Consider the following 20,912-nt stretch of genomic DNA (forward strand, 5'->3'; position numbering starts at 1 on the left):
GTTTGTTCTTCAAGATCCTCGATTGCTTTTAAGCACTTCATCTTGCGGTATTCCGTCTCCTGAATTTGTCTTTCGAACAAAACTTTTTCTGCTTCCGAAGCGTTATAACGTTTTTCAACCAACCAACTAATTTTCTCATTTAATGCTCTTAATGCTTTCCGATATTCATTCAAACGACGAGTAGGTGCAAGCGAATGAATATTTTTGGGAAATTGAAATGATGACTGAAAAAGTAGTGTTTCAGTATTGCCGTTCGTTAATTTTAAGATTTTGACAGCTTGCGTTAATGCTTCATATTGATGAAAAAGTTTAGCGGCATACGCATTAGCGTAATCTTCGGAATTCTGTTTGTTTTAATTCATTTGCTGTTTGCATTATTTCTTGAACAAAAAAGGATACTTTTTGCTTTTGCGTAGAGAAAATATTCTCAGAAATAATCACTTCATGTTCATCAAAAGGTAAAAATATATCTAATTGTTTTTGTACTAAAGCTGGGAAATATCTAATCATATCGGTGTAATTCAAATGTAACTTATAGCTATTATAAATTGATTTTTAATGATTGTAACCGTTTGCGTTTGTATAAAAACTCCACTAAAGAATAAGATTTTTCTAAATTTGTGAACTTTATCACAAAAAAATAACTTTTTTTGTAAGTTTAATAAATATCAAAGTTATCTTAAAAAATCATTGCATATCAATATGTTAGATAAAAATTAAATTTGGAGTATTTTATCTTTTTTTACGCAAATTTCATTTTAATTTGTAAATATTTTATGTAACTAATTGTTTTAAAAGGTTTTTTATATTGGGGTATTTGGAGTATGGCCCTATTGACAGGTTATGTTGATTTTGCCATTATTCGCTCGCAATCACATTTACTGGAGAATATCTCACATAGTAAATGTTAGTTTTGGAAAATTACTCTTACACCTTATCGAGAGTAGTTTTAAATAAACTTAAAATTAAAAATTAAGGTGAACATTATGAAAAAAACTCTAGTTGCATTAGCAGTAACAGCATTCGCGGCATCAGCTTCAGCGGTAACAGTATATGACGCAGAAGGTACTAAAGTACAACTTGACGGTTCTATCCGTTTAGTAATGGAACAAGCAGGTGAAAAAGTTAAAGCTGCTAATGGTGCTAAATTTGGTGAAACCAAATCAAATTTACGTAATGCAGGTAGCCGTATCGGTGTGCGTGTAAACCACGATTTAGGTGATGGTTTCTTCGCATTAGGTCGTGCTGAATTCCGTTTTGACGGTCACAATTCTGGTCGTGACAAATTTGGTGATATCTATGCAAAACGTGCATATGCAGGTTTAGGTAAAAAAGAGTTAGGTGAAGTAACATTTGGTCGCCAATTAACTATTGCAGATGACTACGGTCAAACAGATGATTACGAGTATGGTATTGTGCCTTCATATATTGATACAGCGGGTAATGCTGTAGTACGTTACGATTATAAAGGTATCGAAGGATTACAAATTGGTGCAAACTATAACTTCGCTCAAAATACAAATGATAAAGGTGCAGCATTAACACCAGCAATTAAAAATGGTTTTGGTTTAGGTGCGGTATATGAGACTCAACTAGGTGGTAATACCTTTAATGTTGAAGGTGGTTACGGTCGTACTAATTATGAGACTGGTACTAACTTTAAACACTACAAAGATGGTTATGAGATCGCATTAGGTTATACTTTAGGCGATCTAAAATTAGTAGGTGATTTTGGTTATGGATACCAAAAAGCAGATGAAGCGCGTACCAAATCGTTCTATGTAGCGCCTGGCTTCCAATATCAAGTAATCCCAGCTTCACGTATCTATGGTAACTACTTATATGACGCGCTGAAACAACATTAGCCGATGAAGATGCAGCGAAAGCTAAGAAACATGGTTTCTTATTAGGTGTTGACTATAAATTACATAAACAAGTTATAGTATTTGTGGAAGGTAAATTAGTCCAAACTAAAGCATATATTGCAGCGAATAAAGGTTACGAGTACCAAGGTAAAACAACTGATAAAGCTATCGGTGTAGGTATGCGTGTTTACTGGTAATATCTTACCAACGCTTACTAAAAAATAAGCTTAAAACCCCAATGGTGAAAACTATTGGGGTTTTGTTTTTTTTATACTTAATATGCGGAAATATGGGGGGATGTAAACCAATTAAGAAATTAGTACAAACAAGTTTGTATTTAACATAATCTACATTATGCGAAGTAAAATGATTGTAAGTCATTGATTAATAAGGGTTATTTGCTTTCTGTGTTGCTTACAAGCTCAATTGTTGAGTTTTCATCAAAATTGTACGTAATCCCTTTACGACCACCTTCCATCGCCCATTCACGTGGATAAACCAACACCATTACCAATTTATTCTTAAATTGTTCAATGGTTCGCTTAAGATTGTCATTCACACAACGATCATCTAATTTAACTTCTTGAGTTGATGTATTGTAGCCGCCGTAGCCGTCAGGCTCTTGAAGCTGTAAACCTAAATTGTGCTTATCTTTAACTTCACCGGTTTCACGATTAGTGAATGATGAATTTTTGTATCCTTTGAGAATACCGACGATATAAAAACCTGTACGCATAAAATGCTCCTTTTAAATGCTATTTAACTTTAAACTACCAAAAAACTTAAGCAATCAACCGTAGCTTCGGCATATTGCTTGGATACTGATAAAAATCCGGGGCCTTAAATGGTTTAACGAAGATCTGTTCGCAAGAAATCACTCGGACAGCTTGGAATTTTTCAATATCGCAAGGGTTTGCAATATCTATCCCGATTTTACGTAATCTTGCGCGATGTAATTTAAATTGGGCTTCTTTCAAAAAAAGGTTCTGTCCATTAGCCCATAACATAGCGTAATAAGCAGTCGTATTAGCTTTACGCAAAGTATCGACTATCCCCTCAGAAACAAGCTGTTCCGCTATCGTTTCTAGTTTCACTTCACTGACACTTAATCTTCTATACATATCTAAAAAACCTTTCTGTAATGCTTCTAAACCCGAAAAATCACTCAAACCCCAATAACAAAGCCCTTCACGTTGTAAATAACGAGATTTTAATTTTTGTTCGAATCGGACTACTCCATTCTCCTCGCAATAGTCATAGACCTTTTTGTAATAAGTGAACTCCTTTGAATCGAAACCAAACTTATTTTTAATCTTGTCAAAAGAATGTATTAAAAGCTCTTCGTGTTTGATATAGCAGGATGGGTAAATCAGATTGGCATTACCCTTTGCGCTTAACAATCGACTGTGCAGCCATTAGTGTGTAATCGACCGATTGAGTTACGGTAACGCATTTGAGAAAGAGCCTTGAGAAATGTACGTTCATTACCTCGACCGACTGAAACATTAGTGGTGATGTCTAAACGCTTGATGATGGCACCGTTTGAAAAAGTTCTTACTTTTTCGCCGTCTTTGCCTTGTCCGTGGAAAATCTCTGTACAACGAGTAAATAATGGAAGTTTAAGAGAGAAAAGAATGTTGTTAAAACAAGAAACACAAGAATCAATATCAGTAAAACCTAATACATTTTCAACTTTATTCCAACGGCTTGGGTTCCCTTCCATTCGAATAACGGAACCGGAAACCTTGATAGAAACCTCATCGCAATAGCTGCCTTTATGACGATATTTTCCGGTTCTTATGCCCTGCTGAACTTCTCCGGTATCAAGATGAATGCCTATCACACCGAAATCAAAAATAGACGCAAGCGTAGATTCGGGAATCTCGAATCCAAAATCTTGTTCTATTGTGAGCCAGTCAATGTGATAATTCATAAAAATCTACCGCATGCAAACATACATTGATAAAAAATATAATATATTTATATACCGCATGCAAGCATATTTACATACAAAAGACATAAAAAACTTATAATGATAGATGATTTTTATCAATCAAAGAGAATAAAAAATGAGCACAAGAAAAGACACTTCCGTTAGAATTAACGAACAAAGACGTAATAAATTAGAAATGTTAGCAATAGAAATTAGCCATAAAAGTGGACGATTAACAAAAATGAGTGACATAGTAAATCATTTGCTTGATAACTACTTAAATGAAGCAAAGCAAGACCTAATTCACCAGCCTAAAGAAAATAAGAAATGATAAAAAGTGCAAAATCTTGCACTAAAGTTCAACTATAAAAGTATGGAAAACCATACCAAAGTTCGGGGTGTTACAGAACTCCCGAACTTCTCCGCTTGCTTTTTAAACACCTATCACCGGTGAAACCTTCTGCCGGAAACCTTGCGATAAGTGCGTATAAACTCGTCTAAATCAATGGGAACATCAGAATGAACCAACTCTTGCAAAAACAACATAAAGTGTTCTAGCTGCTGAAATCGTTTATCAGTTGTAGCTGGAGGCTCGTTCCTATCATAACGAAAACGGACTTCAAGGGAATCGACGGTAAGATAAATACGATGTTCGGTCATTTTTAAGAGCTTGACGGCTTCAAAGAAGTGTGAGGAGTGATGTGAGAAAGGGTGATATCAGCCATAAATTACCTAATTTAAAGCCTTACATCGCATAACCAACAGGTTATGTATAAATTCTCAGGCAGTAAGGGAGATTATCACTGGCCCGAGAATTCAACATAACCTGATAAACATTATGCGAAATAAGGCTCTTTAATATTTTGTAAAGATTACTATCGTCTTGGTTTTGGCAGGGAGTGCGAATGCTTCGCACATGTTTCCGCTGAACCGCAAGCGGTTTCGCTTACGTCATGGGATTTTACACGGTAAAATCCCCCGACACCCCCTATTTTTTCACAGATAATAAAGCCTAAGTTATTAATTTTTGTTATTTTTGAATCAGAAAAGATCACTTTTGAGTTGATTTTAATATCCGTTTTGAAGAATAGGTCATAGCACATATTGATTTTACGTTCGGCTGTCTGATTAAACTTAACACAGTTAAAGCGCGGTCTTCGCAGAATGATACACTTAAATCTACCGCATTACGTCTAAATCTCACCCTAAAACCTTGCTCCACAACGTCAAAGCGCTTTGATGTAGATTCCGATACTGGGCTACGAATCGTTTCATCAAATTCAAATCTTGATTCGCTCAACGATTCACAATAATCACCTTCCACGCAAGAAATAAAAGTTCTGGAATAAGTAAAGTTATCTGATTGAGAATTAAAAAAGTCGGCGACATTCTTATTCACGAGTAAGAAATTCATGCCTAGCCCAAGCTTCTTATTTAATGAAAATGGAGCTAATGAGTTAAGTAATTCATCAAAAAAGAGACCTTCTTATCTATTTCTGTACGTGAATAAATATAAACAACCGGTTTAACAAAAGCGGTATTAAATTTTAAACCTTCTCTGTCACTTTCGATTTTGCCGGCAATTACTCTATAGTCTTTGAAATTATCCGGATTATTATTTACATCGAAATAACTCAGCTCTTTCGGCACTTCATAAGCGGCAGAATATTCTTGATAAGGTTCTTGAATGAATTCCGGCTCTTGTGCAATAGCAGGATTTAACTCTTTTTTCGATAACTCAATCGTTCCATCCTCATTCTTCATACATGTATAACCATTTGATACACACGATTTTAAGAGGTTAGATTCGGTCAATTCTCCTATAAAATAAAAAGGGCTGTCTCCAGAAACATATATGTTTAAATTCTGTGGATACGTCATTTTTTAAATCATTAACGTTAGAAATATCTACTTGCTGTTTAGCGTTGGAATTTTTTGATATTACAAACATTAATATTATCAATGTTAGCAATTCTTTCATAGTTGTCCCCTTTTTAATAATAAAATAGCTAATATCGCCTATCTGATTCATGGAAATTAAACTGACACATTCGGTATTATTTGTACTGGTTTTTGATTTTGGTTTTTCTATATTTTTTTCTGGTTTTTCATATTTATCTAACAAATCATAGAGATAATAGAAAGAGCCAGACAAACAAAAATAGAAGAAAATAATATCAGTTTAAATTGTGCTGATTTAAAAAAGTTTTGTCTGCTATCAATGATATTTTGTTTCCCATTGACACCATCAAAGCTTTTATAAAGTTGGAATATTTCATCAGAATATTTATTATGGTACTGAGCAATTAATGATGTTTTTGTCGTTTTTACTCCGATAAAAACATCTACCCGATAGCGTTTAGAAAAACCGAGCATGGTCATTTTACGCATCACAAATGTAGATTCGATTCTATCTTTGATAAAACGAGGAATTCCGGTGATTGATTGGTTAATCACGATAAGATCACAACAATCCCCTTTCTCATTTGTAAAATGTCTATGTTCGGCAATAAACGAGCGGTGATTCGGATGAATTTTGTCACTAGGAAAGATTCTCCATACTTCATCTAAACAGATTAAATCTCCTGCCTTGCAAAAGGTGTTCTCTGCCCCTTTAAACGGGAAAAAATCCTCTTTCTGACAATCTGAATCGGTTACTTTACGTAGCTTGCCCAACGATTCACGGGAGATTTTCTTGTCTTTGCTTAAGCAATAATCAATTAGCTTTTCTTCAGAAATACCTTCAATATTTGTGACGATGTTTCGACCTTTTCTGAAATTTTCCAAAATCACCGAAGACACTACTTCATAAGACTTCCCAGAACCGGGAATACCGGTATAAGCAAAAATAGACATAACATTAACCTACGAATGGAATACGACGAATCATAAATCTTGTCATATAAGCACTTAAAATCATTTGAAGACCAACATCAATCTTAAATGCGGATAAGAAAAATAAAGCCTCCGAAGGAATAGAATCAAAATATTGCTGTAATTCTTGCTCAGGAATAAATACTTCAAAAAGTATTGGAATAACTTCAGTAACAACTAAAAATATAATTGCGAATACAACAAATTTAATTACTAGGGATTTAAATATAAATGATAAAATTCCTGAAAAAGATTTTGATAGAAAAGAAATAATTGCGCCCATAAAATACCCTATGCAGATAAAATAACTCGTAAGGAAACAATTCCCCAAATGAATAAAAATATAGAACTTAATAATTCAGCTGAACCTTTAAAAACTTGGCAATGAACATCAACTTTTTCATTAATTACTAAAAATTTAGTGTTGAAATTTATATCTAAAGGAGGGCAGCTTCCACCACTGAAAGATAAATTAGGAATAAATCCTTCTTTACTTTTTTTTAATTCATTAAACGCCTTTTTAATATCAAATTCTTCCAATTCAGGGTAAGTTAGATCTCCATTACCATGTTCTTTATCTCCATCTCCTTCGCTTTTACCGGTACCGAGTCCCTTTCCATTTCCAGTACCCTTATCACTATGTCCGGAACCTCCATGATTACCACCCGAACCACTTGCAGCAGAACCATTACTTCCACCGTTCGGAGATGAACCGGAATTTCCACCGGAACCCCTTAATTCATTGATTCCGTTTCTTGCATCTGTAGCACCTTGACCAGAACTCCCCTTTGGCTCTTGCTTAGAAGAAGCATAATTTTCTAATGTATCTCTATCACAATTTGTTTCATTACATACACCAATGACTGGATTTCCTTCTTCATCTGAACCCTCTTTATTAAATGCACAAACAGAAGAACCATCTTTTGAAATCGCACATCTATCCGTTCCATTTTCAAAGCCTAAGAATTCATCGGATTCCCCTTCTTTCTGTACTTTGCCATTTGCTAGAGTATCGACTAATGATTGTGCTATATCACAATTACCCGCTTTTAAAGCCTTTTTTAAAGCACTAAGTAAAGGCTTTCTATAGTTCTCACCTACAGAGAATCTTATTTGTTGTGCATATTTAAATGCACCGTCAGCAAAAAATTTATCTTTAAAATTCGTTCCATAGTTAAAAACAATGCTGTATTGATCTAACTTAATATCTAAATAATCTCTTTGAGCGTGAGGGTCTCCGTCTTCATTCATTCCAGCCGTAGACATTTTTAAATCACATTTAGACATGTCATAATCATTCGATGAATTCTTTTTAGAATCAATACGATAGACATAACCGACTTTAGACCATTGGGCGATAGCAAAAACATCCATAGAAATAAAAGAGAATAAAAATAATATGCTTAATTTAATCCGGTTATTACAGCCCAAGCGCATACGATACCCCACACGAAAAAAATAAATTGCCACATAATTAATTCCTTATCGTAGATAAAAAAAGAGGAGGTGCGTCCTCATACTTGCGGGCGCCTCCTCCTCCTTTTTTATCTACGTATTAAATACGTTTCATCATACCAAGCACAGAACGTACACCGATGCCGACAGCTAAGAAACCACCGACGGCAACACCAAGAGCAACGATAGCTGTTTTTGCATCAGAAAGATCTACACCTGAAGCAATATCACCAACACCGTTTGCATTTGCTACACCGGCTAACGCTAGAGAACCAACGATCACCGCACCTTTAGCTAATTTACTTTTAAACATATAAAGTCTCCTTTTATAAAATTTTAATAAATACAACAGTTACGCTCTAATTTGTTTTAAAATCAAGCCTACAGTCTTAGCAAAAAACCAGAGCGAAACCGTTGCAGAAAATGAAACAAAGAAAAATCCGGAGTATTCGGAATAGTCTATTGTTTCTTTTGATGAAGGCTCTACCGGAACCTTCAAGATCACTTCCCTACAATTCAAATTATCAGCCTCACAAATTTGAGATTGAAGAGAGATGAAATTCATATAAAATTGCCTCTATTTAACAGAATATTACATTATGCGAAGTAAAATGATTGTAAGTCATTGATTAATAAGGGTTATTTGCTTTCTGTGTTGCTTACAAGCTCAATTGTTGAGTTTTCATCAAAATTGTACGTAATCCCTTTACGACCACCTTCCATCGCCCATTCACGTGGATAAACCAACACCATTACCAATTTATTCTTAAATTGTTCAATGGTTCGCTTAAGATTGTCATTCACACAACGATCATCTAATTTAACTTCTTGAGTTGATGTATTGTAGCCGCCGTAGCCGTCAGGCTCTTGAAGCTGTAAACCTAAATTGTGCTTATCTTTAACTTCACCGGTTTCACGATTAGTGAATGATGAATTTTTGTATCCTTTGAGAATACCGACGATATAAAAACCTGTACGCATAAAATGCTCCTTTTAAATGCTATTTAACTTTAAACTACCAAAAAACTTAAGCAATCAACCGTAGCTTCGGCATATTGCTTGGATACTGATAAAAATCCGGGGCCTTAAATGGTTTAACGAAGATCTGTTCGCAAGAAATCACTCGGACAGCTTGGAATTTTTCAATATCGCAAGGGTTTGCAATATCTATCCCGATTTTACGTAATCTTGCGCGATGTAATTTAAATTGGGCTTCTTTCAAAAAAAGGTTCTGTCCATTAGCCCATAACATAGCGTAATAAGCAGTCGTATTAGCTTTACGCAAAGTATCGACTATCCCCTCAGAAACAAGCTGTTCCGCTATCGTTTCTAGTTTCACTTCACTGACACTTAATCTTCTATACATATCTAAAAAACCTTTCTGTAATGCTTCTAAACCCGAAAAATCACTCAAACCCCAATAACAAAGCCCTTCACGTTGTAAATAACGAGATTTTAATTTTTGTTCGAATCGGACTACTCCATTCTCCTCGCAATAGTCATAGACCTTTTTGTAATAAGTGAACTCCTTTGAATCGAAACCAAACTTATTTTTAATCTTGTCAAAAGAATGTATTAAAAGCTCTTCGTGTTTGATATAGCAGGATGGGTAAATCAGATTGGCATTACCCTTTGCGCTTAACCAATCGACTGTGCAGCCATTAGTGTGTAATCGACCGATTGAGTTACGGTAACGCATTTGAGAAAGAGCCTTGAGAAATGTACGTTCATTACCTCGACCGACTGAAACATTAGTGGTGATGTCTAAACGCTTGATGATGGCACCGTTTGAAAAAGTTCTTACTTTTTCGCCGTCTTTGCCTTGTCCGTGGAAAATCTCTGTACAACGAGTAAATAATGGAAGTTTAAGAGAGAAAAGAATGTTGTTAAAACAAGAAACACAAGAATCAATATCAGTAAAACCTAATACATTTTCAACTTTATTCCAACGGCTTGGGTTCCCTTCCATTCGAATAACGGAACCGGAAACCTTGATAGAAACCTCATCGCAATAGCTGCCTTTATGACGATATTTTCCGGTTCTTATGCCCTGCTGAACTTCTCCGGTATCAAGATGAATGCCTATCACACCGAAATCAAAAATAGACGCAAGCGTAGATTCGGGAATCTCGAATCCAAAATCTTGTTCTATTGTGAGCCAGTCAATGTGATAATTCATAAAAATCTACCGCATGCAAACATACATTGATAAAAAATATAATATATTTATATACCGCATGCAAGCATATTTACATACAAAAGACATAAAAAACTTATAATGATAGATGAATTTTTATCAATCAAAGAGAATAAAAAATGAGCACAAGAAAAGACACTTCCGTTAGAATTAACGAACAAAGACGTAATAAATTAGAAATGTTAGCAATAGAAATTAGCCATAAAAGTGGACGATTAACAAAAATGAGTGACATAGTAAATCATTTGCTTGATAACTACTTAAATGAAGCAAAGCAAGACCTAATTCACCAGCCTAAAGAAAATAAGAAATGATAAAAAGTGCAAAATCTTGCACTAAAGTTCAACTATAAAAGTATGGAAAACCATACCAAAGTTCGGGTGTTACAGAACTCCCGAACTTCTCCGCTTGCTTTTTAAACACCTATCACCGGTGAAACCTTCTGCCGGAAACCTTGCGATAAGTGCGTATAAACTCGTCTAAATCAATGGGAACATCAGAATGAACCAACTCTTGCAAAAACAACATAAAGTGTTCTAGCTGCTGAAATCGTTTATCAGTTGTAGCTGGAGGCTCGTTCCTATCATAACGAAAACGGACTTCAAGGGAATCGACGGTAAGATAAATACGATGTTCGGTCATTTTTAAGAGCTTGACGGCTTCAAAGAAGTGTTGAGGAGTGATGTGAGAAAGGGTGATATCAGCCATAAATTACCTAATTTAAAGCCTTACATCGCATAACAACAGGTTATGTATAAATTCTCAGGCAGTAAGGGAGATTATCACTGCCCGAGAATTCAACATAACCTGATAAACATTATGCGAAGCAAAATGATTGTAAGTCATTGATTAATAATGGTTATTTGCTTTCTGTGTTGCTTACAAGCTCAATTGTTGAGTTTTCATCAAAATTGTACGTAATCCCTTTACGACCACCTTCTAATTTGACTTCTTGAGTTGATGTGTTGTAACCGCCGTAGCTGTACTGTAACATCTATAATGTGATGTTACATCTAAGATCGCTAAATATATTTGGTTAATATATATTACAAATTTGTTATTATTCGTCCATATAACCATAGAAATGAAATAAATCCTTATTATTTGTTTGTTGCATATGATAGACTTTATTCTAATTTTAAAAAGATTAAGGTAGTTTTATGTATAGTTTATTAAACAAATATCAAAGAACCAGTGCAATTCCATCCTTATTATGCGACTTTTATAAAACCTCTCATCGAATCCAGTATCCTGAAAATACGCAAATTTTGTATAGTACTTTTACCCCTCGTAGCAATAAACAAGCACCTTATTTAACCCGTGTTGTTTCTTTTGGGGTTCAAGCATTTATTACCAAATATTTAATCCATTATTTTAATGATAATTTTTTTAATCGCCCAGAATCCGACGTTGTATCAGAATATTCGCAATTTATTACACAAACGCTACAAATGGTCGATAAGGGTGAACACATTGCTCAATTACATCAATTAGGCTATTTACCTATTCGCATTAAAGCGATTCCGGAGGGAAAATCGGTTGCAATTAAAGTGCCGGTAATGACTATTGAAAATACACATCCGGATTTCTTTTGGTTAACCAACTATTTAGAAACGCTGATCAATGTCTGTTTATGGCAGCCTATGACGTCTGCATCAATTGCATTCGCTTATCGCTCTGCTCTTGCTAAATTTGCAGAAAAAACCTGTGATAGCCATGAGCATATTCCATTTCAATCGCATGACTTTTCAATGCGTGGAATGAGTTCGTTAGAATCTGCTGAAATATCCGGTGCAGGTCATTTAACTTGTTTTTTAGGCACGGATACGATTCCGGCGATTTCATTTATCAGTAGTTATTATGGTTCACAAAATTTGATTGGTACTTCTATACCCGCTTCTGAACATTCGGTTATGAGTGCGCATGGTGTGGATGAGCTACCTACCTTCCGCTATTTAATGCAGAAATTTCCAGATAGTATGTTATCAATCGTAGCAGATACGACCGATTTTTGGCATAACATTAGTGTTAACTTGCCATTGCTAAAAAATGAAATTATGGCTCGCCCTACGCATGCTAAGGTCGTTATTCGTCCTGATAGCGGTGATTTTTTTGCAATTCTTTGCGGAAATTCGACCGCTTGTAATGAGCATGAACGTAAAGGTTTAATTGAAAGCTTATGGGATATGTTTGGTGGAACAATCAATACCAAAGGCTATAAAGTTTTAGATCCGCATATTGGTGCTATTTACGGGGACGGTGTTACTTACGATAAGATGCTATCTGTATTGGAAGGACTTGAGCAAAAAGGCTTTGCTTCAAGTAATATCGTGTTTGGTGTAGGAGCACAAACTTATCAGCGCAATACGCGAGATACGCTTGGTTTTGCGGTAAAAGCAACTTCAATTACAATTAATGGTACTGAGAAAGCGATTTTTAAAAATCCAAAAACGGATGATGGTTTGAAGAAATCGCAAAAAGGTCGGGTGAAGGTACTTTCATTTGGACATTATATTGATGGATTAACAGCAACAGATGATTTTACTGATGATATGTTAGAACTGATTTTTGAGAATGGAAAATTAGTGAAACACATTAGTTTTGATCAAATTAGAGATAATATTAACGCACAGCTATGAATAAAAAACACGGAATACACAAATCGTATATTCCGTGTTGATTTAAGAATAACTAAAATTATTTAGTTAAATCCACTTGATATACTGCAAAACCTACGTCATCAGTACCTACCAATGTCATTGGATATTGCGCTTTTTCCTTAATAAATGCTGCTGCTTTTTCAGTTGGAGAAGTTTCAAATCGAACATCTAATTTAGCTTTAGCATTAATAGGTGCGATACGCCAGTTCTTATCCGCTGTCGGTACTACATGCCCGTTTGCTTTGCTTTCTGCCGAAATGTAATTTGCTAAAATCTGACGGTTTTCATCAGGTGCAGCAAAAACGATATGGCTATCGCCGGTACCCGGGAATTTACCACCGTATGCACGGTAATTGTTGGTTGCAATTAAGAACTCTTGCTTAGGATCAACCGGTTTACCTTTGAAGGTTAAGTTAACAACACGGTGCGAATTTTCATTGATTAATTTGCACTCACCATCGTAACGCGCCGGCTGAGTAATATCAAATTGGTACTCTACTCCATCAATTACGTCAAAGTTATAAGTACGGAAACCAGTCCAATCTAATAGACTTTGAGGTTGTGTGCTAGCCGGATCAATTTGTTTGAACATACCGGCACTACATTCTAACCATTCTTTTAACTCTGCCCCTGTCGCTTTTACTACGACTAAAGTATTTGGATAGAGATATAAATCCGCTGCGTTACGGAAAGTTAATTGACCTTTATCCACTTCGGTAAATCCGGTCGGATCATTTTTACGTCCGCCGGCTTTAAATGGTGCGCCTGCACTTAATACTGGTAAGCCGGCAAGTTCCGGTAAACCTTTAACAACGACGTTTTCTACATAAGCTTTTTGCGCTTGGTTTACAATTTGGATCGTAGGGTCGTCTTGTACTAACGCTAAGTAGCTATACATATTATCTGTGGCTTTACCAATCGGTTGTGACACAAATTTACGGGTTGCTTCGTGGGTTTCTTTAAGTAATGCTGCAATTTCCGGATGATTTTCAATGGTTGCTTTTTTCTTTTCAGCATCATAGATAGGACGTAATGCCGCTTTACCATCTACAACTGCCCATTTGCCGTTTTGCTCTGCTAATCTTAAGTCAATGACGCTGAGGTTATTACCCCAATAGCCGGCCATACTTTCAGGAACACCCTTCATTGTACCTTTTACGATATCGGCATTCGGTGATTTCTCAAATTCTTTATTTGGGAATAAGCGGTGTGAGTGACCAAAAATAACCGCATCAATGCCTTTCACATCAGCAAGATAGAATGCACAGTTTTCCGCACCCTCTTTATATGGTTCATCAGAAGGGCCTGTGTGTGCCAATGCGATAATCACATCCGCGCCCTTCGCTTTAACAATTGGCACATATTTTTCGGCGGTTTTGACAATATCACGTGCTTCAACTTTGCCTTCAAGATTTGCTTTATCCCAAACCATAACTTGTGGTGGTACAAAGCCGATATAACCAATTTTTAATGTTTGAGGTTTGCCGTTTGCATCAATGATGGCTTTTTCTTGAATAAAGTAAGGTTGGAAGAAAGGTTCATCTGTCCCAGGTTTTACGATATTAGCGTTGACGATCGGGAATTGCGCTTGTTTAATTACGTTATCTAGATAGCTTAAACCATAGTTAAATTCGTGGTTACCGAGCGTACCGACTTCATATTTCATTGCATTAAGTACCTTAATAGCCGGATCTGCTTTTCCTTCTTTTGAGCCCACCGCCGCTTGGTAATCGGCAATCGGGTTGCCTTGAATTAAGTCACCGTTGTCCACCAACACACTATTTTTCACTTCTTTACGAGCCTGTTCGATTAAACTTGCTGTACGAGTAAAGCCGAATTTTTCGGTTGGTGCGTCTTTATAATAGTCAAAGTCGGTTAAAAAACTGTGAATATCAGTTGTTGCAATGACACGTAAATCCGCATGATTACTTGCCCCGCCAGCTGCGAATGCAAAGCGTTGCGTACCTAATACAAGCATTGCGCTTGCGCCTAATTGAATAAAACGTCTTCTATTTAACATAGAAAAGCTCCTCCTTGTTTGAGCATAAAAAATTGCAAATTATTGTAAGAAAATAACCGCTTATGCTCTAGCGCTTTTTTCCTATTTCGTGATCGAGTGCAAATAAAAGTTGGTTATTTATTCAGAATTTGTACTTTATTTGAAATAAAACGCTGGCTCGAATCAAATTTTAAGCGGTTTTTCACTATTATTTGGGAATAGGAATTTATTTTATGTGCTGAAAAGTGTATTCTTATAGAGACGTACACACTTTACAGTGTGTCAATTTATCAATCCTTTCATAAACAAAAGAAAAAAGGTGTTTGACATGTCTAAAAACTTAATCCTTATCCTTAACTGTGGTAGCTCTTCTCTAAAATTTGCTATCTTAGATCCTAAAACAGGTGATGAAAAATTATCTGGTTTAGCAGAAGCATTTCATTTAGAAGACGCTCGTATCAAATGGAAATTAAACGGCGAAAAAGGCAATGCAGATTTAGGTGCGGGTGCAGCACATAGCGAAGCATTAACATTCATCGCAAATGAATTATTATCTGAAGAATTAAAAGCAAGCATTGGTGCTATCGGTCATCGTATCGTTCACGGTGGTGAACAGTTCACCTCATCTGTAGTTATCAATGACGATGTAGTTAAAGGCATCGAAAACGCAATTCAATTCGCACCACTTCACAACCCGGCCCACTTAATCGGTATTCAAGAAGCATTCCGTATTTTCCCTGAATTAAAAGAGAAAAACGTTGCAGTATTCGATACAGCTTTCCACCAAACTATGCCGGAAGAAGCATTCTTATACGCACTTCCATACAAATTATATAAAGAAAATGGTATTCGTCGTTATGGTGCTCACGGTACTAGCCACCTATTCATTACATCACAAGTTGCTGAATTAGCAGGTAAACCGGTAGATCAAACAAACGCAATTATTTGTCACTTAGGTAACGGTGGTTCTGTATCTGTTGTTCGTAACGGTAAATGTATCGATACTTCAATGGGTTTAACACCATTAGAAGGTTTAGTGATGGGTACTCGTTCAGGTGACATCGACCCTGCAATCATTTTCTACCTATACAAAAACTTAGGTATGTCAATGGAGCAAATCGAAGATACATTAGTGAAAAAATCAGGTCTTTTAGGTTTAACAGAAGTAACTAGCGACTGTCGTTATGCAGAAGACAACTATGACGATGCTTCAAAACCTGAAGCAAAACGTGCATTAGACGTATACAGCTACCGTTTAGCAAAATATATCGGTGCATATATGGCAATCTTAGGTGATTCTCACTTAGACGCTATCGCATTCACAGGCGGTATCGGTGAAAACTCAGGTCACGTACGTGAATTAACCTTAAATCACTTAAAATTATTCGGTATCAAATTAGATAACGAACGTAACTTAGCGGCACGTTTCGGTAAATCAGGCACTATTACTGCAGATGACTCAGCATTCAAAGCAGTAGTAATCCCTACAAACGAAGAATTAGTGATTGCACAAGATACAGCTAAATTAGCATTATAATTTCAAGGGGCAGACAATTCTGCCCTTTTCCTATTTCACATAAACGGATTAAATATGTCTAGAACGATTATTCTTATCCCAACCACAACCGGTGTAGGTTTAACAAGTGTTAGCCTTGGTTTAGTTCATGCATTAGAGCAAAAAGGCACAAAAGTTGGCTTTTTAAAACCTATCGCACAACCGATTACCGGTGAAGATACTTTAGACCGCTCTACTTCTATCATTAAAGCTGCACAAACCACAGAAGTGGGCGAACCATTTATGCTAAGCGAAGCGGAAGCGTTAATTGGTCAAAACCAAAGTGATGTTTTATTAGAAAAAGTGGTTGAGCGTCACCAACAATTATCAAAAAATAATGAAGTTATCGTTGTTGAAGGTCTAATTCCAACACGTAAAAACTCATACGCAAACAGCGTAAACTATGATATCGCTCAAGCGTTAGATGCAGAAATCATCTTAGTTGCTGCACCGGGTTCAGATAAACCGGCACAATTAAAAGAACGTATTGAAGCCGCTGCATCAGAATTCGGTGGTCGTCATAACCCTAACTTATTAGGCGTGATCATCAATAAATTTAATGCACCGGTTGATGAATCTGGCCGTACGCGTCCGGACTTAACTGAAATTTTCGATTCATTCCAACACAGCACACAAAATGTGGCTGAAGTGGAAGCATTATTTACGAAAAGCCCAATCAAATTACTTGCTTGTGTTGAGTGGAAATCTGATTTAATTGCAACACGTGCGATAGATTTAGCGAAACACTTACATGCAGCAATTATCAACGAAGGCGAAATCCAATCTCGTCGTATTCGTGGCGTAACATTCTGTGCTCGTAGTCTTCCGCATATGGTTGATCATTTCAAGGCAGGTAGCTTATTAGTAACTTCTGCGGATCGTCCGGAAGTTTTAGTGGCTGCATCTTTAGCGGTAATGAACGGTGTTGAAATCGGTGCAATCTTATTAACCGGCGGTTATAAAATTGAAACTCCAATTGCAAAACTTTGCCAACAAGCATTTGAATCTGGCGTACCGGTATTCCGTGTAGAAGGTAACACATGGCAAACGGCGCTTAGCTTACAAAGTTTCAGCTTAGAAGTTCCTGCAGATGATAAAGAACGTATTGCATCAATTAAAGAATACGTTGCGAGTCAATTTAACCATGGTTTCATTGATGAAATTTCAAAAGCGGCTACTCGTGCTCGTCGTTTATCGCCTGCGGCATTCCGTTATCAATTAACTGAATATGCACGTCAAGCGAAAAAACGCATCGTGTTACCTGAAGGTGATGAGCCTCGTACCGTTAAAGCAGCGGCATTATGTGCTGAACGTGGTATTGCAGAATGTGTACTTTTAGCAAATCCTACTGATGTTCAACGTGTAGCGGAATCTCAAGGTGTGGTATTAGGTAAAGGTATCACAATCATCAACCCTGAAGAAGTACGCGAAAACTATGTTGCTCGTTTAGTCGAGTTACGTAAAAACAAAGGTATGACAGAAGTTGTTGCGCGTGAGCAATTAACAGATACCGTAGTACTTGGTACGATGATGTTAGAAGCCGGTGAAGTTGACGGTTTAGTATCTGGTGCGGTTCATACCACGGCAAATACGATTCGTCCGCCGATGCAAATCATCAAAACTGCACCGGGTAGCTCGATTGTTTCTTCAATCTTCTTCATGTTATTACCAGACCAAGTGCTTGTATACGGTGACTGTGCGGTGAATCCAGATCCGACAGCAGAACAATTAGCTGAAATTGCAATTCAATCTGCGGAATCAGCGAAAGCATTCGGTATTGACCCACGTGTTGCAATGATTTCTTACTCAACAGGTACATCAGGTTCTGGTGCAGACGTAGAGAAAGTGAAAGAAGCAACTCGTATCGCACAAGAAAAACGCCCTGATTTAATTATCGATGGTCCGTTACAATATGATGCGGCGGTAATGGAAGATGTAGCTCGCTCTAAAGCGCCTAACTCTCCGGTAGCAGGTAAAGCAACGGTATTCGTATTCCCTGACTTAAATACCGGTAATACGACATATAAAGCGGTACAACGTTCTGCAGATTTAGTGTCTATCGGCCCAATGCTTCAAGGTATGCGTAAACCGGTTAACGACCTTTCTCGTGGTGCGTTAGTGGATGATATCGTATATACAATCGCATTAACTGCAATTCAAGCAACTCAAGGTTAATTAATCCTTTTAAAGCAAAATGCCCTCATTTGAGGGCATTTTTTATATATAAAGAAAAAAGCGCTGAATCTCAGCGCTTTACTTATTGTATGGAGGGTTATGCTTATTCTTTGGTTAAGTCTTTAACTTCAGTTTCAGCAGTAATTTTTTTCACTGCTTCAATACCCTTCTGGCAGCTTTGCTTAGTTGCATAGCCTTCACCACCTGTTGCGACAGTTTGGTGATTGCCAGATTTTAAACGCCAACGGAATTCACCTTTCGCATCTTTATAAATTTCAAAATACATATTTATTTCCTCATTTAAAACCAAACATCGTGTTTGGTAGCGACAAGATTACTTATTTAATGAAAAATTGCAAATTTTTCGCAAAAAATGACCGCTTATTTACGTAAATTTGCTCAACAACTCTATATTTTGTCTGTTATGATATTGTTAATTCTTATTACAAGAGGATAACAAAATGTCTGCACAACCACTTATTGCACAACTTACTCAAATTGTAGGTAATCAACATATCATTACCGATCCGGCTAAAACAGAGTCATATCGAAGCGGCTATCGCTTTGGTTCCGGTGCTGCGCTTGCAGTCGTTCGGCCTGCCAACTTATTGGAGTTTTGGCAGATTTTAAAAACTTGTGTTGCGCATGATGTCATTGTGATTAACCAAGCAGCTAATACGGGCTTAACCGGTGGATCTACCCCAAGCGGAAATGATTACGATCGTGATATCGTGATTATTAATGCGATGCGTATTGACGGTGTTCAATTGATCAATAATGCGACACAGGTGGTCTGTTTACCCGGTTCAACACTGAACGAACTTGAAAATCAGTTAAAACCACACGGGCGAGAACCGCATTCTGTCATCGGTTCATCTTGTATCGGTGCTTCCGTAATCGGTGGGATTTGTAATAATTCAGGCGGTGCGTTGGTGCAAAGAGGGCCGGCTTATACGGAAATGGCACTTTATGCGCAATTAAATGAGCAAGGTGAACTGGAATTACATAATCATCTTGGCATTGAGTTAGGGACAACGCCGGAAGAAATCCTCACTAATTTGCAAGCGCACCGTTATCAGCAAAAAGATATTCAGCAGTATTGCGGAAAAGGTCATGACCACAGCTACTGCAATCATGTTCGCCAAGTTGATGAAAACTCCCCTGCCCGATTTAACGCTGATCCTGCTCGCCATTTTGAGGCTTCCGGTAGTGCTGGAAAACTCGCTATCTTCGCTGTTCGTTTAGATACTTTCCCTCTCGAAAAAAACACCGCCGTATTCTATATCGGTACCAACCAAACCAATGTTCTCAACGATTTACGCCGTCATATGCTGAGCCAATTCGCACAATTGCCGATTTCCGGCGAATATATTCACCGAGACGCATTTGATATTGCCGCTCGTTATGGTAAAGATACATTTTGGGTAATTAAGAAATTTGGTACACAATGGTTGCCAAAACTCTTTGCTTTAAAGGCAAATGTCGATCGTCTCAGTAAAAAGATACCATTCTTACCACATCATCTGAGTGATAAGGTGATGCAATTGATTTCAAAAGGTCTTCCTGAACACTTACCGCAAAGTTTATGGCAATTCCGTGATCGTTATGAACACCATTTAATTATCAAAATGGGGGGTAAAGGCGTTGATGAAGCTCGTAACTACCTTAAACACTATTTTGCTCAGCAGGAAAAAGGCGGCTTTTTTGAATGCAATGCACTAGAAACGCAAGCAGCGATGTTACACCGTTTTGCGGTTGCAAGTGCCGCTATTCGTTATCGTGCAATTCATGAACAGGAAGTGGAAGATATTGTGGCGCTGGATATTGCTCTGCGCCGTAACGATCAAGATTGGTTTGAACAATTGCCGGCAGAAATCGATGCACAAATTAGTCATAAACTCTATTATGGTCATTTTATGTGTCATGTTTTCCACCAAGACTATATTGTCAAAAAAGGCTGTGATTGTGTGAAGTTAGAACACGAAATGCTGAAGTTGTTAGATAAACGTGGCGCGCAGTATCCGGCGGAACATAATGTGGGTCATCTCTATGAAGCAAAACCGGAATTACGTAAGTTCTATAAGGCTCTCGATCCGACCAATAGCTTTAATCCGGGTATCGGGCAAACCACTAAGAAAAAATATTGGCAAGAATAGCTTTTACGCCATTCGTTAAATAAACAAGCGGTTAGATTTGCAA

At 37.0% G+C, this 20,912-nt stretch carries 24 protein-coding genes and 1 pseudogene; 7 read left to right on the forward strand and 18 right to left on the reverse strand.

The window, feature by feature from the left end:
* Positions 1-324 precede the first annotated feature (324 nt).
* Positions 325-510 carry a hypothetical protein gene (locus EL121_RS11650; protein WP_232013011.1) on the reverse strand — a complete coding sequence of 62 codons (186 nt, stop codon included), beginning with the start codon at positions 508-510 and terminating at the stop codon, positions 325-327.
* A gap of 476 nt (positions 511-986) precedes the next feature.
* Between EL121_RS11650 and EL121_RS00010 the strand changes: the two are divergent.
* Positions 987-2,062: pseudogene (locus EL121_RS00010) on the forward strand (porin).
* 197 nt (positions 2,063-2,259) lie between these two features.
* On the opposite strand, the gene EL121_RS00015 reads toward EL121_RS00010, so the two are convergent.
* From EL121_RS00015 to EL121_RS11735, 3 genes are read right to left on the reverse strand one after another with little or no spacing between them, the layout of a single operon-like run.
* Positions 2,260-2,601, reverse strand: a complete 342-nt coding sequence (locus EL121_RS00015) for a DNA-binding protein (protein ID WP_039196841.1) — start codon at positions 2,599-2,601, stop codon at positions 2,260-2,262.
* A 46-nt stretch (positions 2,602-2,647) separates the two neighbouring features.
* Positions 2,648-3,265, reverse strand: coding sequence for a phage/plasmid replication domain-containing protein (locus tag EL121_RS11730; protein WP_232013012.1), 618 nt, complete (start codon positions 3,263-3,265; stop codon positions 2,648-2,650).
* Entirely contained in the window at positions 3,259-3,798 is a 540-nt protein-coding gene (locus EL121_RS11735; RefSeq protein WP_232013013.1) for a phage/plasmid replication domain-containing protein, read from the reverse strand. Before EL121_RS11735 ends, EL121_RS11730 begins: the two co-directional genes overlap by 7 nt.
* A gap of 136 nt (positions 3,799-3,934) precedes the next feature.
* On the opposite strand from EL121_RS11735, the gene EL121_RS00030 reads away from it, so the two are divergent.
* Positions 3,935-4,129 carry a hypothetical protein gene (locus EL121_RS00030; protein WP_039196847.1) on the forward strand — a complete coding sequence of 65 codons (195 nt, stop codon included), beginning with the start codon at positions 3,935-3,937 and terminating at the stop codon, positions 4,127-4,129.
* Between the two features lie 720 nt (positions 4,130-4,849).
* On the opposite strand, the gene EL121_RS00040 is transcribed toward EL121_RS00030, so the two are convergent.
* The 10 genes from EL121_RS00040 to EL121_RS00085 all read right to left on the reverse strand — a co-directional run bounded on the left by EL121_RS00040 (position 4,850) and on the right by EL121_RS00085 (position 10,306).
* On the reverse strand, positions 4,850-5,212 hold the full coding sequence (locus tag EL121_RS00040) for a hypothetical protein (RefSeq protein ID WP_129545043.1): 363 nt from the start codon (positions 5,210-5,212) through the stop codon (positions 4,850-4,852).
* Positions 5,213-5,247: 35 nt separating this feature from the next.
* On the reverse strand, positions 5,248-5,562 hold the full coding sequence (locus tag EL121_RS00045; protein ID WP_129545044.1) for a hypothetical protein: 315 nt from the start codon (positions 5,560-5,562) through the stop codon (positions 5,248-5,250).
* A gap of 37 nt (positions 5,563-5,599) precedes the next feature.
* On the reverse strand, positions 5,600-5,923 hold the full coding sequence (locus EL121_RS00050; RefSeq protein ID WP_129545045.1) for a hypothetical protein: 324 nt from the start codon (positions 5,921-5,923) through the stop codon (positions 5,600-5,602).
* Positions 5,917-6,654: a zonular occludens toxin domain-containing protein gene (locus EL121_RS00055; RefSeq protein WP_129545046.1), complete on the reverse strand. Its 738-nt coding sequence runs from the start codon at positions 6,652-6,654 to the stop codon at positions 5,917-5,919. The genes EL121_RS00050 and EL121_RS00055 overlap by 7 nt, the downstream gene beginning before the upstream one ends.
* A gap of 4 nt (positions 6,655-6,658) precedes the next feature.
* A complete protein-coding gene (locus EL121_RS00060) occupies positions 6,659-6,955 on the reverse strand; it encodes a DUF2523 family protein (protein ID WP_039196833.1) in 297 nt (98 codons plus the stop codon).
* A gap of 8 nt (positions 6,956-6,963) precedes the next feature.
* Entirely contained in the window at positions 6,964-8,142 is a 1,179-nt protein-coding gene (locus tag EL121_RS00065) for a hypothetical protein (RefSeq protein WP_129545047.1), read from the reverse strand.
* A gap of 85 nt (positions 8,143-8,227) precedes the next feature.
* Entirely contained in the window at positions 8,228-8,440 is a 213-nt protein-coding gene (locus EL121_RS00070) for a hypothetical protein (protein ID WP_039196844.1), read from the reverse strand.
* 39 nt (positions 8,441-8,479) lie between these two features.
* Positions 8,480-8,692, reverse strand: a complete 213-nt coding sequence (locus EL121_RS00075) for a hypothetical protein (protein WP_081978355.1) — start codon at positions 8,690-8,692, stop codon at positions 8,480-8,482.
* A gap of 74 nt (positions 8,693-8,766) precedes the next feature.
* Positions 8,767-9,108, reverse strand: coding sequence for a DNA-binding protein (locus EL121_RS00080; RefSeq protein WP_039196841.1), 342 nt, complete (start codon positions 9,106-9,108; stop codon positions 8,767-8,769).
* A 46-nt stretch (positions 9,109-9,154) separates the two neighbouring features.
* Positions 9,155-10,306, reverse strand: a complete 1,152-nt coding sequence (locus EL121_RS00085; RefSeq protein WP_039196846.1) for a phage/plasmid replication domain-containing protein — start codon at positions 10,304-10,306, stop codon at positions 9,155-9,157.
* A 137-nt stretch (positions 10,307-10,443) separates the two neighbouring features.
* Here EL121_RS00085 and EL121_RS00090 point away from each other — a divergent pair, with 137 nt between their 5' ends.
* On the forward strand, positions 10,444-10,638 hold the full coding sequence (locus EL121_RS00090) for a hypothetical protein (RefSeq protein WP_039196847.1): 195 nt from the start codon (positions 10,444-10,446) through the stop codon (positions 10,636-10,638).
* A 112-nt stretch (positions 10,639-10,750) separates the two neighbouring features.
* On the opposite strand, the gene EL121_RS00095 is transcribed toward EL121_RS00090, so the two are convergent.
* A complete protein-coding gene (locus EL121_RS00095) occupies positions 10,751-11,032 on the reverse strand; it encodes a hypothetical protein (RefSeq protein ID WP_039196843.1) in 282 nt (93 codons plus the stop codon).
* Between the two features lie 151 nt (positions 11,033-11,183).
* Positions 11,184-11,318 (reverse strand): hypothetical protein, encoded by a 135-nt coding sequence (locus tag EL121_RS11695; protein WP_269419897.1) that lies wholly within the window; start codon positions 11,316-11,318, stop codon positions 11,184-11,186.
* Between the two features lie 166 nt (positions 11,319-11,484).
* Here EL121_RS11695 and EL121_RS00100 point away from each other — a divergent pair, with 166 nt between their 5' ends.
* The gene (locus EL121_RS00100) at positions 11,485-12,963 is read left to right on the forward strand and encodes a nicotinate phosphoribosyltransferase (RefSeq protein WP_039196848.1); all 1,479 of its coding nucleotides are present in this window, start codon (positions 11,485-11,487) and stop codon (positions 12,961-12,963) included.
* A gap of 58 nt (positions 12,964-13,021) precedes the next feature.
* Here the strand turns inward: EL121_RS00100 and cpdB are convergent, their stop codons facing one another.
* Positions 13,022-15,004, reverse strand: coding sequence for a 2',3'-cyclic-nucleotide 2'-phosphodiesterase (cpdB, locus tag EL121_RS00105; protein ID WP_039196852.1), 1,983 nt, complete (start codon positions 15,002-15,004; stop codon positions 13,022-13,024).
* A gap of 307 nt (positions 15,005-15,311) precedes the next feature.
* Between cpdB and EL121_RS00110 the strand changes: the two genes are divergently transcribed.
* Both EL121_RS00110 and pta read left to right on the forward strand, forming a co-directional pair.
* Entirely contained in the window at positions 15,312-16,520 is a 1,209-nt protein-coding gene (locus EL121_RS00110) for an acetate kinase (RefSeq protein WP_014991500.1), read from the forward strand.
* A 54-nt stretch (positions 16,521-16,574) separates the two neighbouring features.
* A complete protein-coding gene (pta, locus tag EL121_RS00115; RefSeq protein ID WP_039196853.1) occupies positions 16,575-18,713 on the forward strand; it encodes a phosphate acetyltransferase in 2,139 nt (712 codons plus the stop codon).
* A 103-nt stretch (positions 18,714-18,816) separates the two neighbouring features.
* Here pta and EL121_RS00120 read toward each other — a convergent pair whose 3' ends face one another.
* Entirely contained in the window at positions 18,817-18,999 is a 183-nt protein-coding gene (locus tag EL121_RS00120) for a YegP family protein (protein WP_005622847.1), read from the reverse strand.
* Between the two features lie 175 nt (positions 19,000-19,174).
* On the opposite strand from EL121_RS00120, the gene dld reads away from it, so the two are divergent.
* The gene (dld, locus tag EL121_RS00125; RefSeq protein WP_039196856.1) at positions 19,175-20,869 is read left to right on the forward strand and encodes a D-lactate dehydrogenase; all 1,695 of its coding nucleotides are present in this window, start codon (positions 19,175-19,177) and stop codon (positions 20,867-20,869) included.
* Positions 20,870-20,912 lie beyond the last annotated feature (43 nt).

It is taken from the genome of Actinobacillus equuli (genome assembly GCF_900636745.1).
Taxonomy (GTDB): Bacteria; Pseudomonadota; Gammaproteobacteria; order Enterobacterales; family Pasteurellaceae; genus Actinobacillus; species Actinobacillus equuli.

What these genes read in the sequence shown, in the direction of transcription:
- EL121_RS11650 (WP_232013011.1), bottom strand. Translation starts at nt 510, where the DNA reads ATGATTAGATATTTCCCAGCTTTAGTACAAAAACAATTAGATATATTT.
- EL121_RS00015 (WP_039196841.1), bottom strand. Translation starts at nt 2,601, where the DNA reads ATGCGTACAGGTTTTTATATCGTCGGTATTCTCAAAGGATACAAAAAT.
- EL121_RS11735 (WP_232013013.1), bottom strand. Translation starts at nt 3,798, where the DNA reads ATGAATTATCACATTGACTGGCTCACAATAGAACAAGATTTTGGATTC.
- EL121_RS00030 (WP_039196847.1), top strand. Translation starts at nt 3,935, where the DNA reads ATGAGCACAAGAAAAGACACTTCCGTTAGAATTAACGAACAAAGACGT.
- EL121_RS00040 (WP_129545043.1), bottom strand. Translation starts at nt 5,212, where the DNA reads ATGAATTTCTTACTCGTGAATAAGAATGTCGCCGACTTTTTTAATTCT.
- EL121_RS00045 (WP_129545044.1), bottom strand. Translation starts at nt 5,562, where the DNA reads ATGAAGAATGAGGATGGAACGATTGAGTTATCGAAAAAAGAGTTAAAT.
- EL121_RS00055 (WP_129545046.1), bottom strand. Translation starts at nt 6,654, where the DNA reads ATGTCTATTTTTGCTTATACCGGTATTCCCGGTTCTGGGAAGTCTTAT.
- EL121_RS00060 (WP_039196833.1), bottom strand. Translation starts at nt 6,955, where the DNA reads ATGGGCGCAATTATTTCTTTTCTATCAAAATCTTTTTCAGGAATTTTA.
- EL121_RS00070 (WP_039196844.1), bottom strand. Translation starts at nt 8,440, where the DNA reads ATGTTTAAAAGTAAATTAGCTAAAGGTGCGGTGATCGTTGGTTCTCTA.
- EL121_RS00075 (WP_081978355.1), bottom strand. Translation starts at nt 8,692, where the DNA reads ATGAATTTCATCTCTCTTCAATCTCAAATTTGTGAGGCTGATAATTTG.
- EL121_RS00080 (WP_039196841.1), bottom strand. Translation starts at nt 9,108, where the DNA reads ATGCGTACAGGTTTTTATATCGTCGGTATTCTCAAAGGATACAAAAAT.
- EL121_RS00085 (WP_039196846.1), bottom strand. Translation starts at nt 10,306, where the DNA reads ATGAATTATCACATTGACTGGCTCACAATAGAACAAGATTTTGGATTC.
- EL121_RS00090 (WP_039196847.1), top strand. Translation starts at nt 10,444, where the DNA reads ATGAGCACAAGAAAAGACACTTCCGTTAGAATTAACGAACAAAGACGT.
- EL121_RS00095 (WP_039196843.1), bottom strand. Translation starts at nt 11,032, where the DNA reads ATGGCTGATATCACCCTTTCTCACATCACTCCTCAACACTTCTTTGAA.
- EL121_RS11695 (WP_269419897.1), bottom strand. Translation starts at nt 11,318, where the DNA reads ATGTTACAGTACAGCTACGGCGGTTACAACACATCAACTCAAGAAGTC.
- EL121_RS00100 (WP_039196848.1), top strand. Translation starts at nt 11,485, where the DNA reads ATGTATAGTTTATTAAACAAATATCAAAGAACCAGTGCAATTCCATCC.
- cpdB (WP_039196852.1), bottom strand. Translation starts at nt 15,004, where the DNA reads ATGTTAAATAGAAGACGTTTTATTCAATTAGGCGCAAGCGCAATGCTT.
- EL121_RS00110 (WP_014991500.1), top strand. Translation starts at nt 15,312, where the DNA reads ATGTCTAAAAACTTAATCCTTATCCTTAACTGTGGTAGCTCTTCTCTA.
- pta (WP_039196853.1), top strand. Translation starts at nt 16,575, where the DNA reads ATGTCTAGAACGATTATTCTTATCCCAACCACAACCGGTGTAGGTTTA.
- EL121_RS00120 (WP_005622847.1), bottom strand. Translation starts at nt 18,999, where the DNA reads ATGTATTTTGAAATTTATAAAGATGCGAAAGGTGAATTCCGTTGGCGT.
- dld (WP_039196856.1), top strand. Translation starts at nt 19,175, where the DNA reads ATGTCTGCACAACCACTTATTGCACAACTTACTCAAATTGTAGGTAAT.